The following is a 12,609-nucleotide window of genomic DNA, read 5'->3' as shown; positions in this document are numbered from 1 at the left end:
CTACGGGGTCTCGTACCGCGTCAGCCAGCTCGCGATCTCGTCCACCACCACGGGGTCCACATGGCCGGGCCGTGCATAGTCGGCGGGGGTGGACGGGCCGCTCCCGGCGAAGAAGAGGTGGTCCAGGTGTTCGTGGACCCGGATGGACACCTCCGGCCGGCCCGCCAGGGCGCGCCGCCAGCCCCCGAGATCGTCGGCGACGGTCACCTGGTAGTCCCGGCCGCCCTGGAGGATCAGCATCGGGCACTCCAGCCCGGCCGCCGTGGCCGCCGGGTCGTAGGCGCGCAGGTCGAGCCAGTACGAGGCGGAGAACCCCAGCGGCAGCGACTCCGGGGCCGCGTCGGGCGTGAGACCCGGGTCCGCCACCACGGCGGCCTGCCGGACCAGGGCCGACACCATCGCGTCGGCCCCCGGGCCCGGCGCCGACGCCGCCAGATGGCGCGCCACCCGGACGGCCGCCTCGTGCATCGGCTGCGTGTCCGCGGCGAGCAGCACCAGGCCCGCGATCGAGGGGTCGGCCGCGGCGATCCGGGGCGCCGCCTTGCCGCCCATGCTGTGCCCCAGCAGGTGGATCCGGTCCGGGGCCACCTCGGGCCGCTGCCGCAGCAGCCGGACGGCGGCCAGGGCGTGGGGCACGTACTCGTCGGCCATCGTGAAGTCCGGCCGCAGACGGTCCGGGTGGGCGAAGGTCACCTTGTCGAAGCGCAGCACCGCCACCTGCCGGGAGGCGAGGCCCCACGCAAGGTCCTTCAGCGGCTTGTTCGCGCCGCTGCTCTCGTCCCGGTCGAACGCGCCGCCGCCGCCGAGCAGCACCACGGCGGGCCAGGGGCCGTCGCCCACGGGGAGGCTGAGTGTGCCGGGGACCGCGAGCGGCCCGGTGCCCACGACGACGTCGCACTCGGTGAACCGGTCCTCGTCCACGTACCCCGGCGGCTCCCACGTGGCACCGCCCTGCGTGTCGAACCGCAGTCCCTGCAGGAGCCCGTCGTCACCGGCCGACGTGACCACGGTGAACCCGCCGTCGGCGCAGACCACGGGTATGCGTACGCGCACCGAGTCGGCCTCGGCCACCGGCTCCTCGACGGCCGCGCAGCCGCCCCGCCCGGCGACCTCGGCCGCCCACGCCAGCCTCAGCTGCTCCGCGGACACGGCCGCGCGCAGCGGGGGCGCGAAGAGTTCCACCGACTCCTCGAACCGCTCCGTCCGCAGCAGTGCGGCGAATCGACGCGCCGCCTCCGGCACCCCACCCTCAACCATTCTCATAGCTGAGAAAGCTATCAGCCATGAGAAGGTAAGAGGGTGGACTCCTTGGACCTGCTCGCCCATCCCATCCGGCTGCGGATCGTTCTCGCGATGGGCGGCGCGCGCACACTGACCACCTCTCAGCTCTGCGCCCGCATCCCGGAGGCGTCCAAAGCCACGGTCTACCGGCACATCGACCTGCTGACGTCCGGCGGCCTCCTCGAAGTGGCCGAGGAGCGCCGAGTGCGCGGCGCGGTGGAACGTCACTACCGGCTCCGCCGGGACCGGGCCGCCATCAGCCCGGAGGCGGTCTCCACGCTCACCCCGGAGGACCACCGGCGCGTCTTCGCCACCGCGATGACGGCCCTGCTGGCCGAGTTCACCGCCTACCTCGACCGCGACGGGGCCGATCCGGTGGCCGACCGGGTGGGCTACCGCCAGCACGCGCTCTGGCTCAGCCCGGCGGAGCTGGAGGAGCTGATCGGCGGCCTGCGCGCGGCCATCGCCCCGAAGCTCGCCAACGCGCCGGGCCCTGAGCGGACTCAGTACCTTCTCAGCCCGATCCACTTCCCGATGGAAGCGCCTTCCTCGGAAACCGGGGCGTAGCGAACCCCGGCGGGCGCGCGCCCACCGGGATCGCCCCGTCGCGTCATGCGCGTGTAACGCCTTTCCCGTCCGCAGCCAAGTACGGGTGACGGGCAGGCCGGGAGATGGGGAGACGACCTTGACGAGCGACACCCGCGGCGAGGAAGGACCAGCGGCGGCAGCACGCGATCCGGACCTCTTCGAGGAGTTCTACCGGCGCCACTTCGAGGCGATCACCCGGTTCGTCGCCCGGCGCGTCGCCGATCCCCACACGGTCGCCGACCTGACGGCGGAGGTCTTCCTCGCCGCGATCGACTCCGCGGGCTCCTACCGTCCGGGCCGGGGCAGCGAGACGGCCTGGCTGTACGGCATCGCCCGCAACCTGGTCGGCGCCGAGGCCCGCCGCACCGCCCGCCAGGCAGCCCTGGGTGCCCGGATAGCCGGGCGCAGGCTGCTGGAGGCGGACGACATCGCGCGCCTGGAGGAGCAGTTGGACGCCGAGGCCGCCGGGCGCCGGGCGCTGGCCGCGCTCGCCGGCCTCCCCGAGGGCGAGCGCGCGCTGCTGGAGCTCATCACCGTGGACCAGCTCACCCTCCCGGAGGCCGCCTCGGCGCTCGGCCTCCGTCAGGTGACCGCCCGGGTGCGGCTGCACCGGGCGCGCAAGACGCTGCGCGGGGCGGCCGGCAGCGTCACGGACGAACCGGCGCCGGGACCGGTACGCGCCGGGGACACCGTCATCGCGGGAACAGGGGAGCGAGCATGAACGCGACATTCGAGGACCGGTTGCTCGAAGAGCTGAAGCGGGAGATCGCAGCGCGCGGGCCACAGCCCGCCCCGGTGCGCCGGCGCCGCGTGGTCACGGCCCCGCGGTTCGCGCTCGCGGCCGGACTGGCCACCGCGGCGACGGTGGCAGCGGTGCTGCTTCCCGGATCGCCCGGGGCGCCGGAGGCGTACGCCGTGGACCGGAACGGGGACGGCAGCGTCACCGTCACCCTCTACGACCTCACACCGGACCCCGAAGAACAGGGCGCACTCGTGGCACGGGTGCGCGAGCTGGGAGTGCTGGTGAGCATCGACACCCCGCCCGACGGAACCGCCTGCACCCAGCCCAGGGGGGAGGTCATCCAGTCCCCGGCGGGCGTCGCGGACCCCTCGATGAAGATCGACATCGGGAAGCCGGCGGAGGCCCCGCCCGGAGTCCCGACCCCGCCGGTCCCCAAGGGGAAGGCCCCTGATTCCGATACCGGCTGGCAGGCCACCCTCCGCCCCGGCGACACCCTGGTGATCGAGCACGACCACGAGATCGCATGGTTCTCCGCGATCAAGGGCGCCGCCACCCCGTGCGATCCCCGGCCCGTCACCCGGTCCAGCCTCGTCCCGCCCCCGTGATCGACGACTGAGCCCGCCCCCGGCCCGCCGTCGGCCGGGGCGTGATTCAGCTCTCCGGTTTGTAGGCGAACAGCGGGCAGTATTCAGGGCCCCAGTGGTGATTGCCGTCGTAGCAACGGACTTGCCCGTCGGCGTTGATGGCCACGGCTCGACGCCCCGTCAGCCGTCCGCGCTGTACGAAAGGCGCTCCTGACGCACCATGACGGCGGCTCCGTGCGCCGTCCCGGGTACGCGCCCGACCTCGGGAACGGCGACCTGGTGTTCACCGCAGGCCATCTGCGTACGGAGAAGCTGTTCGGCTTCCGCGTCTACGACACCCTCGTCGGGGCGGAGCAGCTGGTGGCCGCACGGGACACCGACGACGGCCGACTCCGGGCCGTCGTGCACAGCGACGAGTCGGGCCCCCGGCGTGCCGGTGCCATCGGAGCCGTAGCCATGGACGCGGCCGCGCATCCCGGACCGCTCAAACTCGGGCTTGCGGGAGCGGGTACGCAGGCATGGACACAGCTGTGGGCGATCCGCTCGGTGCGGCAGGTGGACGAGGTCACGGCGGCATCCCGCCGGCCGGAGCGCACGGAGGCGTTCGCCCGGCGGGCCGCCGAGGAGTTCGGGGTGGCGGTGAGGCTCCCTCCGGCGACACGCCGCCCGGCCAGGCGAGATGAGTCGGCCGGAGAAGGTTGGCCAAGATCGCCCGGTTGCGGCGTGCGCCTGCTGGATCATCACTGTGCGCGCATGAATGAATGCGAAGCGTCTCACCCCCGCACGCTTCTTCTCGTACCTCCTGCGAAAGGGCACAGCCATGCCTTCGGCCATGCGGTCTACGACGGCCACCCCCAGGACGCGGCGACTGGCCGCCGCCGCCATCGCGCTGGGCAGCTGCCTGACGCTCGCCGTCCCGGCGGGCACCGCCGGCGCGGCACCCGCCGACCCGGTGCCGACCGTCTTCTTCGGCGACTCCTACACCGCCAACTTCGGCATCTCCCCCGTGAACAATCAGGACAGCGAAAGGGGCTGGTGCTTCCAGGCCAGCGACAACTACCCTGCCGTCGCCACCCGGAGCCTCAAGGGCAAGGGCATCACGCTCGACGTCCAGGCCGACGTCTCCTGCGGAGGCGCGCTCGTCCACCACTTCTGGGAGTCGCAGGAGCTCCCCTTCGGCGCCGGTGCGGTTCCGGCGCAACAGGACGCCCTCAAGCAGGACACCCGGCTGGTCGTGGGCGGGCTGGGTGGGAACACCCTGGGCTTCGCCAGCATCCTCAAGCAGTGCTCCGACAAGCTCCGGGAGCCCTCCCTTCTGCCCGGAGAGCCGGTGGACGCGGACAAGCCGGCCGGGGAGTGCAAGGAGTTCTTCGAGTCGGGCGACGGCAAGGAATGGCTGGACTACAAGCTCGACCAGGTCGAGGCGGAGCTGGACCAGACGCTTCAGAGCACGTACTACTTCGCCCCGGACGCCGCGCCAGTCCTGGTCGGCTACCCCCGGCTCGTACCGGTGAACACCAACAAGTGCCTGACCGCGGCCCCCGGCCAGACCGAGCTGCCGTTCGCCGACATCCGCGAGGACGCGCTGCCCGTCCTGGACCAGGCCGAGAAGCGGTTGAACGACGTCATGAAGAAGGTCGCCACGGAAAACGAGGCCGACTTCGTGGACCTCTACGCCCACACAGGCAGCAACACCGCTTGCGACGGCGCCAACCGAGGCATCGGCGGCTTGCTGGAGAACTCCAAGCTCGACCTCTTCGGCACACCGATCCCCTGGTACGCGCACCCCAACGAGAAAGGCCGCGACATCCAGGCCCAGCGCGTGGCCGCCACGATCGAGACGGTTCTCAACCGCTGAGAATCCCATCGCCACGCTGTGCCAGGTAGCGAAGCCCCGGCCCGGCCGGCCCGGGGCTTCGCCCGGCTGACTCCCTGCGTGGCGCTGCCGATACCCGGCCTAGCAATCAGCGGCGTACGCCACGAAGCCCGACCACGCGGTCTCGCCGAAGGCGAGCTCCGGCACGGAGAGGTCCTTGGAGTCGCGGACGTGCACTGCGCCGGGCGCTGCCGCGACCTCGACGCAGTCGTGGCCGTCACTGCTGTCGCTGTAGCTACTCTTGAACCACTTCAACCGGGGGGCTTCCTCGGCAGCGGTCTTGCGGATCATGTCTCTCCCAGCACTTGCTCGATGAAGGCCCTCGACTCTTCTGGCGAGAGAGCCCGAGCCCGGATGATGCCATGCCGCAGGTCCAGGACACGGAGATGCCTCGGGTCGGACACCGGCCGACCGCCGAACTCGTTGTCCGTACGCCCTACAGCCGAGCCGTCTGCGAACTTCAACACCTGGATCCGCCCTCCTGTTCCAGGATGGTCGCCACGACACGTCGGCATCACCTGGATCTCGACGTTGGGCAACTCCGCTACCTCCAGCAGGTGTTCAAGCTGCTCGCGCATCACGGCCGCACCCCCGATCGGACGGCGCAGCGTCACCTCTTCCTGGACGAAGCTGAACTCCGGAGCGGGGTCACGCCCGAAGATCGACTGCCGGGCCATGCGCGCGTCCACCAATCGCCGTAGCTCCTCCTGCGAGTACGCGGGCCGACGCGTGGCGAGCAGCGCCTCCGTGTACGCCTTGGTCTGCAAGAGGCCGTGGATGTTGTGGTTGCCGTACGAGGACAATTCAACCGCCTTGGCCTCCAGCTTCGCCAGGTCCCGGACCTTCTTCGGGTACCGCACCGCCGCCAAGTCCTGCTTCATCGCGGCGATCTTGCCCGCCGCCCCGCACACCTGATCCGCCCTGTCCAACAACTCGGGCCGAGGAATCCGCCGCCCGCCCTCCACCTTGTAGACCAGGTTCTCCCCGTACCCCAGCCGCGTCCCGAACTCCGCCGCCGTCAGCCCCGCCGCCTCCCGCCACGCCCGGAGCTGGCGTCCCACCGCAGCGACCACCGCCACGCCCGACTCGTCGTCCGGGTCCACGTCCCAGCCCGGCTCATCGGCTCCCGCGTCGGGCTGCCACTGCGTACCGATCTCGTCCACACTCATCCGTGCCCCGCTTCCGCGCGCGTGCCGTTCTTCCTCAACCGTGTACGTCCCCCGGGCGTCACCCCGTACAGCGGGGACAGCGCTGGACAAGCTGGGGACAATGACCGTACGTAAGCACCGAGTCACTGTTCACGGCAGGCGCCCACGGCCACCCTGAGTGACGTGAATCGAGAAATCACCCGAACCGAACGTTCCGCCCCCGCCCGGCAGTTCGCCGTGCTGCTCTCCCCCACGCGCCGGGGCGCACGCCTCGCCCGGCTGCTCACCACGGCGCATTTGGGCGACTGGGGGCTCCCCACCGAGGCCGCAGCGCACATCGTCGCCGAGCTGGCCGCGAACGCGGCCACGCACGGGCGGGTGCAGGGCCGGGACTTCCGGCTGAGCCTCACCGTCAGCGCGGAACAGCGGCTGCGCATCGAGGTGACGGACACGCGGAGTGACCGCCTGCCCGTGCCGGACCACCCCGGCCCGTACGCCGAGAGCGGGCGCGGCCTGGTCATCGTCGAGGCGCTGGCGGACCGCTGGGGCGTCGAGGACGGACCGGTGCCGCGCAAAACGGTCTGGGCCGAGCTCGACCTCGTACCGTGACCGGTTCCACCGGGTCGCGGCCGGCCGCGACCCGGTGGTCCGCGACATCAAAGGCTTTTCAAGAACCCTGGAAAGAACCTCACCCAACCCACCCCACCCCGTCTTGACCTGCATCACTCGCGCGAGTGAACTCGGGCAACTGGGCTGGATTCGGGACGGGTTCGCTGGCATATGCTCGCCGCGACAACACCACACAACGTGACAGCCCCCGGCGAGACGCCAATCTCCACCGAGGGCCTGACCAACACGGAAGAGAACGCTTCCTGATGGCTACCCCGCAGGCTATCGCGCCCCCGCGCACCCGCTCCGGCTCCCCCGCCGCAGGCGTCCAGCACGTCAACGTCCGTCACGTCTCCGGCTTTACGGTGATCGGCAACCACCTCGCCCAGCACGCGGAGCTCTCACTCACCGCGATCGGGCTCGCCGCGCACATCCAGTCACTGCCCGCCGGGGCACGGGTCGGCATCAAGTGCCTCACCGCCCGCTTCCCTGAGAGCGAGGCCCGCATCGCCGCCGCCCTGCGCGAACTGGAGGCCGCCGGATACCTGCACCGCAGCCGCCTCCGGCTCCCGGACGGCCGCGTCGTCACCCGTACGACGTCGTACAACCAGCCGCACACGACCGCGCCTGCGCAAGCCCCGCCCGTCGCCCCGCGCAGGGAGCCCCCACCGCCCATCCCGGTCGAGACGCGACACCGGGCCGCCGCGGACCTCCTCGCCGGGCTCCGCCGTCACGCACCCCAACTCAGGCTGTCCGCCATGGACATCAGCGACCTGGCCCCCGCCGTCACCGCCTGGCTCGACCGCGACGTACGCCCCGCCACCGTCCAGCACGCCCTGACCAGCGACCTCCCGACGCCGCTCAGGCACCCGGCCGGGCTCCTCCGGACCCGCCTGACCACGCTCCTCCCGCCCCCGCTCCCCGCCGCACCGGAACAGACGGCCCCCGGGACGGTCCCCCTCCAGGACTGCGACCGCTGCGAACGCGTCTTCCGCGCCCCGGAGCCGGGCCACTGCCGCGACTGCCGCGAAGCGGAATCGCACAGAGCCGCCTAACTGATCGTTTCAGAATGAGATCTTGGTCTGACGTCTCGACCGAGATCGCGCTCAGCAGGCGATGGAACGGGTTGCCCCGGTTGGCGCGTTGGCTCGAGAGGACTCTGGGAGGAGAACCTTGTCGAGTGTGAGCTTCCCGTCGGGGCGGGCGGTCGGACGCGGGGCAGCCTGGTACCGCGGGGACTGCCATGTCCACTCCCTCCACTCGGACGGGGAACTCTCCCCCGAGGAGTTGGTCGTCCGGGCGAGGGCGGCCAGGCTCGACTTCATCGCGACCACGGAGCACAACTCAGCCGCGGCCCCGGGGGTGTGGGGGCATCTGGCCGCCGATGACTTCTTGATCCTTCTCGGCGAGGAGGTGACCACGAAGACTGGGCACTGGCTCGCGCTCGGCCTCGGTCCAGGCGAGGTCGTCGACTGGAACCACCAGGTCAGGGACGGACTGGTGGACAAGTGCCTGGACCAGGTCCACCGAGCAGGGGGCCTGTGCGTGGCCGCACACCCGCATGCGCCCTACCCCTCGGGCGACTTCATGTTCCCCTTCCTTGGCTTCGACGTGGTGGAGGTATGGAACGGGCTGTGGACTTCGGACCGGCCCTGGAATGCCGACAACGAGGCGGCCCTGGCCGAATGGGGGCGGAGCCTCGCGGCGGACCTTCGCACGGGCTCGTGGCGGCCGGCGATGGGCAACAGTGATGCCCACTTGGAAGGGCAGATCGGGATCCCTCACACCGTGGTCTTCGCTGAGGAACTGAGCACAGAGGCAGTGCTGGCCGGGATCTGCGCCGGCCGCAGCTGGATCGCCGAGTCGGCGGATGTAGACGTGTCGTTCACCTCCCATGCGGCCGGCCGCGTTGCCGGGGTGGGCGAGCGGCTCGCGACTCAGGGTGGGCAGGTGGAAGTGCATGCGGCAGTACAGGGTGTGCCGGCGGGGACCGTCAGCTTCCACACCGATCGAGGAAAGGTCCACCAAGCCCCCCTCCCCGATGACGGGCCGGGAGCGGTGCAGTGGGACACGACAGCGGAGCAGTCAGCGTTCGTCCGCATCGAGGTCCGCCATCCCAGCGGGCACGTCGCCGCACTCACCAATCCGATCTTCCTCAACTGACCGCTCATATCATCGCGCGGTCCGCAGGCGGCGGAGGAGGCACATGAGGCTGCATGCCAGTTCGAGCAAGCCCTGATGAAGGTCGGCGCGTCGTTCGTAGCGCATCCGGAGTCGTTTGAACTGGTGCAGCCAGGCGAAGGCCCGTTCCACCACCCAACGGACTTTGCCGAGCCCTGAGCCGTGGACGACGCCGCGTCGGGCGATCATCGGCTTGATGCCGCGCTTCCACAGCAGGCGACGGTATTTGTCGAAGTCGTAGCCCCGGTCGGCATACAGGTGCCGCGGCTTGCGGCGAGGCCGTCCTCGTAGCCCCCGGATCGGCGGGACCGCGTCGAGCAGCGGCAGCAGCTGGGTGACGTCGTGGCGGTTGCCGCCGGTGAGCGTGACGGCGAGCGGGGTTCCATGCCGGTCGACTATCAGGTGGTGCTTGGAGCCGGGCCGGGCGCGGTCGACTGGCGAGGGGCCGACGTGATCCCCCCTTCTAGGGCCCTGACATGCGAGCCGTCAACAGCACAGTGTTCAAGATCCAGCAGGTCGGCGCGGCGCAGTTCGGTCAGCAGGGCTGCGTGCAGGCGCGGCCGGACGCCAGCCTCGGTCCAGTCACGCAGGCGACGCCAGGCCGTCACCCCGGAGCAGCCGACCATTTCGGCCGGGACATCACGCCAGGCGACGCCAGTCCGCAGTACGTACATCACTCCGGTGAGGGCCGCCCGGTCGGGAACACGCAGTCGCCCGGGGTGGCGGCGGCGCCGCTCAGGAGCGGGTGGCAGGAGCGGAGCCACCCGCTCCCACAAGTCATCCGGAACAAGATCAGCACGCACCCGGACACCTTGCCGACCAAGATCGCTAGATGCAAGACCCGCGGTTCAACTCATTCTGAAACGATCAGTAAGAGCGGTCCGCGTTCCCTACCATCCCGTCGGCAGGTCCCTGAGGAACGGGACGAGCCGGTCGGCGATCAGACGGTCGTCGCGGGCCGAGGTGTGCCCGTCGCATCCGAGGAAGTCCAGGCCCGAGAGATCGAGGGACCAGTAGTGGACTCCGCTGTCGCCGGCGTCGTTGCGCGCGTCGACCACCTGACGCACATGCTCGGCGTTCCTGTCGAAGCCGACGGCCACGAGGCTGGTGCCGGGGCCGTAGCGCGTCCGCAGCTTCCGGAGGAACGCGTCGTAGGCGGTGCGGTAGGCGAGCGCGAGGCCGTCGGGCGTCCACGACTCACCGGGGGTGAGGTCGGTGAAGTCGTTGGAGCCCAGGTTGACCACCACGATCTGGGGTCTCCACGTCTCCGGGACCTGCCAGACATCCCCGTCCACGGCCGGCAGGGCGCGGTCGTAGTACGTCCGGTACGTGAGGTCGGGGCAGATGCCCGCGACGTTGCGCACCATGCCGAGGCCGGAGAAGCCGTTGATCTGGTAATCGGCGTCCAGTCGCCGCGCGGTGAGGGCGCCGTGGCCCACGTCGCTGTTGGTGTTCCGCTTCACGTGCTCCGCGTCGCAGACGCCCGTGCCCGCCATATTGCCGTAGCCCACCGTGATGGAGTCCCCGATGAACTCGATCTGCCGCTCCCGGGGCGCCGGCCTGCCCAGCACGGCACCCCCGGGCGCGGCGACGAAGCCGCCGAACGCGCTGGTCTCCCCTGGGCTGTCGTTCCGCTTGACGACCCGGACCGCGTGCTCACCGTCCCGCAGGCCGGTGATCCAGTACGTGGTGTCGCCGGGGGTGACCAGGGTGGCAACGGTGGCCCCGTCGATCTGGACGTCGTAGTCGGCGGCCGCGCAGTCGAGCACCACCCCGACCCCGGTCCCGCGAAAGCGGCCCTCGAAGTACACCCCGGGCCAGCTGAACCGCACCGTCTCCCCGCAGTCCTTGACGCGCCCTGCGGTGTGCACATGCTCCAAGACACTCCGCGCGGAGGCCGACCGCCTCGCGCCCCCTCTTCCGGAAGTCATCCGCTGCCCTCTCTCCGCACCTGTGGCGCATCGGTGGATCACGGCTGAACGTCCGGCATTCCGCGCCCGCGTGCAACCGAATTGAAGGGAGGAGCGACCGCGGCACGGCAGGCCCCTCACCCCCGCGCGTCGGCGACCCCCGAGGCGTCCATGTAGTCGCGTACGCGCGTGAGCAACCCGCCCCGTACGTGCAGCACCAGCAGACCGGGAACGCTGAACTCGCCGTCCTTGCCCGGCAGCGCGCCCACCACGACATGCTCCGCGACGATCACCCCCGGGCCGGCGGCCTCGTGCACCGCGACCCTCCGCACCTCGCGCACCTCGGCAGGGCTCGCACCCCAGGCCGCCCGGTATCCGGCGCGCACGGCCTCGCGGCCTTCGAAGCGGGGCGGGAAACCGGGTGAGGCGAACGGGAACTCGTGCACCGCGTCGACGGCGTAGAGGTCGGCGAGAGCGTCCGGCGACTTGTCGATCATGGCTTGGTAGTAGCGGGTCAGCACCTCGCGAGGCGTGCGCGCGGCAGGCGTTTCCGAAGGCGACACGGTGACGCTCCATTCGCTCAACAACTGTTGACCCGATTACCGTAGGCCCGGCCCGCAGGTTCGGTCAACGGCTGTAGAGTGAATGGGGTGACCACTCCCCACCAGTCCCGCGCCGACCGCCGCCGAGCGACCGAGGAACGCATCCTCAGGAGCGCCCGGGAGCTGTTCGCCGAGAAGGGTTTCGAGCGCACCACCATCCGCGCGGTGGCGACGTCGGCGGGCGTCGATCCGGCTCTGGTCATGCAGTACTTCGGCTCGAAGCGGGAACTGTTCGGGCAGGCCGTGCAGGCGCTGCCCGCCCCGCTGACCGCCACGGACGCCGACGGGCTCGCCGATCAGCTGATGGCCTCGCTCGGCGTCAAGCTCGGCGGTCTGCCCGAGGGCACGCTCGCGGTGATGCGGTCGATGCTCACCGACCAGGCGGCAGCCGACCACATACATGCCGCCCTCGGCCGGCAGATCGACAGCGTCGGCGCCGCCCTCCCGGATGCCGACGACCCCGAACTGCGCGCCGCGCTCATGGTCACCGCGCTGCTGGGCGTGACCATCGGCCACCAGCTCCTCGGCCTGGCCGTGCTCCGTGAGGCGTCCCCGGACCGGATCGCCGCGCTGCTCCGCCCCGCGATCCAGGCCCTGTCGGGCTCGATCGTTGAGGATTGAAACTTCCCGCCCCGACCGGACGTCCTTCCCCACATGGACACCGCACACACAAACCCCCGCCGCGAAGCCCTCACCGGCGCCGCAGGGCTCCTCACGGCGGCACTCGGCGCCCTCGCGGGCCTCGCGGTCTGGCTTCCGTACGGCCGGAGCAGCCTCTCCGGCGCCTTCGAGAGCGAGCGCAACACCGACGTCCTGTTCCTCGGCCTCCCGCTCCTGCTGCTCGGCGGCACCCTCACGGCCCTGGCCGCCTTCGCCGCCGTACGCGGCCGGTGGCGCACCGCCCTCGCCCTGACGGCGGCCGTCGCCGCTCTCACCGCCCTCGGCTACGGCCTCGACGTCCTGGCGGAGCCGCAGGCGGCGAGCGACTGCGGGTCGCCCTGCTGAGCCTTGCTAAGACCGTGTCCTATGTGGCGTGTCGGGCGAGTCGTTTGTAGCAGCAGAGTGCTGCGGCGAGGCCGAGAAAGGCC

At 71.2% G+C, this 12,609-nt stretch carries 16 protein-coding genes and 1 pseudogene; 10 read left to right on the top strand and 7 right to left on the bottom strand.

Annotation, left to right across the window (positions count from 1 at the left end):
• Entirely contained in the window at positions 1–1,263 is a 1,263-nt protein-coding gene (locus tag ACLQ2N_RS26215; RefSeq protein WP_425816603.1) for an alpha/beta hydrolase family protein, read from the bottom strand.
• 36 nt (positions 1,264–1,299) lie between these two features.
• On the opposite strand from ACLQ2N_RS26215, the gene ACLQ2N_RS26210 reads away from it, so the two are divergent.
• The 3 genes from ACLQ2N_RS26210 to ACLQ2N_RS26200 all read left to right on the top strand — a co-directional run bounded on the left by ACLQ2N_RS26210 (position 1,300) and on the right by ACLQ2N_RS26200 (position 3,216).
• A complete protein-coding gene (locus tag ACLQ2N_RS26210; RefSeq protein ID WP_425816602.1) occupies positions 1,300–1,848 on the top strand; it encodes a helix-turn-helix domain-containing protein in 549 nt (182 codons plus the stop codon).
• Between the two features lie 118 nt (positions 1,849–1,966).
• On the top strand, positions 1,967–2,590 hold the full coding sequence (locus ACLQ2N_RS26205; RefSeq protein ID WP_425816601.1) for an RNA polymerase sigma factor: 624 nt from the start codon (positions 1,967–1,969) through the stop codon (positions 2,588–2,590).
• Positions 2,587–3,216 (top strand): hypothetical protein, encoded by a 630-nt coding sequence (locus ACLQ2N_RS26200; RefSeq protein WP_425816600.1) that lies wholly within the window; start codon positions 2,587–2,589, stop codon positions 3,214–3,216. The genes ACLQ2N_RS26205 and ACLQ2N_RS26200 overlap by 4 nt, the downstream gene beginning before the upstream one ends.
• 159 nt (positions 3,217–3,375) lie before the next feature.
• Here ACLQ2N_RS26200 and ACLQ2N_RS26195 read toward each other — a convergent pair whose 3' ends face one another.
• The gene (locus tag ACLQ2N_RS26195) at positions 3,376–3,603 is read right to left on the bottom strand and encodes a hypothetical protein (RefSeq protein WP_425816599.1); all 228 of its coding nucleotides are present in this window, start codon (positions 3,601–3,603) and stop codon (positions 3,376–3,378) included.
• Here ACLQ2N_RS26195 and ACLQ2N_RS26190 point away from each other — a divergent pair.
• A pseudogene (locus ACLQ2N_RS26190) lies at positions 3,556–3,780 on the top strand (ornithine cyclodeaminase family protein); the annotation flags it as partial. The gene ACLQ2N_RS26195 and the pseudogene ACLQ2N_RS26190 overlap by 48 nt on opposite strands.
• Before the next feature lie 247 nt (positions 3,781–4,027).
• Positions 4,028–5,053, top strand: a complete 1,026-nt coding sequence (locus ACLQ2N_RS26185; protein WP_425816598.1) for an SGNH/GDSL hydrolase family protein — start codon at positions 4,028–4,030, stop codon at positions 5,051–5,053.
• A gap of 99 nt (positions 5,054–5,152) precedes the next feature.
• Here the strand turns inward: ACLQ2N_RS26185 and ACLQ2N_RS26180 are convergent, their stop codons facing one another.
• Positions 5,153–5,362 (bottom strand): DUF397 domain-containing protein, encoded by a 210-nt coding sequence (locus tag ACLQ2N_RS26180; protein WP_425816597.1) that lies wholly within the window; start codon positions 5,360–5,362, stop codon positions 5,153–5,155.
• Entirely contained in the window at positions 5,359–6,240 is an 882-nt protein-coding gene (locus tag ACLQ2N_RS26175; protein WP_425816596.1) for a helix-turn-helix domain-containing protein, read from the bottom strand. The genes ACLQ2N_RS26180 and ACLQ2N_RS26175 overlap by 4 nt, the downstream gene beginning before the upstream one ends.
• Positions 6,241–6,402: 162 nt before the next feature.
• On the opposite strand from ACLQ2N_RS26175, the gene ACLQ2N_RS26170 reads away from it, so the two are divergent.
• The 3 genes from ACLQ2N_RS26170 to ACLQ2N_RS26160 all read left to right on the top strand — a co-directional run bounded on the left by ACLQ2N_RS26170 (position 6,403) and on the right by ACLQ2N_RS26160 (position 8,991).
• Complete coding sequence (locus ACLQ2N_RS26170) at positions 6,403–6,828, top strand: ATP-binding protein (protein WP_425816595.1); 426 nt, start codon at positions 6,403–6,405, stop codon at positions 6,826–6,828.
• A gap of 266 nt (positions 6,829–7,094) precedes the next feature.
• Positions 7,095–7,883, top strand: coding sequence for a helix-turn-helix domain-containing protein (locus ACLQ2N_RS26165; protein ID WP_425816594.1), 789 nt, complete (start codon positions 7,095–7,097; stop codon positions 7,881–7,883).
• Positions 7,884–8,010: 127 nt separating this feature from the next.
• Complete coding sequence (locus tag ACLQ2N_RS26160; protein WP_425816593.1) at positions 8,011–8,991, top strand: CehA/McbA family metallohydrolase; 981 nt, start codon at positions 8,011–8,013, stop codon at positions 8,989–8,991.
• Between the two features lie 9 nt (positions 8,992–9,000).
• Here ACLQ2N_RS26160 and ACLQ2N_RS26155 read toward each other — a convergent pair.
• From ACLQ2N_RS26155 to ACLQ2N_RS26145, 3 genes are all read right to left on the bottom strand, one after another.
• Positions 9,001–9,812 (bottom strand): IS5 family transposase gene (locus ACLQ2N_RS26155; protein WP_425816592.1). Its coding sequence is split into 2 segments (ribosomal slippage): positions 9,001–9,483 and positions 9,486–9,812, totalling 810 coding nucleotides; the frame shifts between segments, so codons are not numbered across the junction.
• A gap of 87 nt (positions 9,813–9,899) precedes the next feature.
• Complete coding sequence (locus ACLQ2N_RS26150) at positions 9,900–10,880, bottom strand: SGNH/GDSL hydrolase family protein (RefSeq protein ID WP_425817093.1); 981 nt, start codon at positions 10,878–10,880, stop codon at positions 9,900–9,902.
• A 176-nt stretch (positions 10,881–11,056) separates the two neighbouring features.
• Positions 11,057–11,482, bottom strand: coding sequence for a nuclear transport factor 2 family protein (locus ACLQ2N_RS26145; protein ID WP_425816591.1), 426 nt, complete (start codon positions 11,480–11,482; stop codon positions 11,057–11,059).
• An 87-nt stretch (positions 11,483–11,569) separates the two neighbouring features.
• Between ACLQ2N_RS26145 and ACLQ2N_RS26140 the strand changes: the two genes are divergently transcribed.
• Together ACLQ2N_RS26140 and ACLQ2N_RS26135 are read left to right on the top strand one after the other, a co-directional pair.
• A complete protein-coding gene (locus ACLQ2N_RS26140; protein WP_425816590.1) occupies positions 11,570–12,142 on the top strand; it encodes a TetR/AcrR family transcriptional regulator in 573 nt (190 codons plus the stop codon).
• 33 nt (positions 12,143–12,175) lie between these two features.
• Entirely contained in the window at positions 12,176–12,526 is a 351-nt protein-coding gene (locus tag ACLQ2N_RS26135; RefSeq protein WP_425816589.1) for a hypothetical protein, read from the top strand.
• The last annotated feature ends 83 nt before the right edge of the window (positions 12,527–12,609 follow it).

Source organism: Streptomyces sp. DT224, from assembly GCF_049844595.1.
Classification (GTDB): Bacteria; Actinomycetota; Actinomycetes; order Streptomycetales; family Streptomycetaceae; genus Streptomyces.
This window is presented reverse-complemented; position numbering and strand designations above follow the sequence as displayed.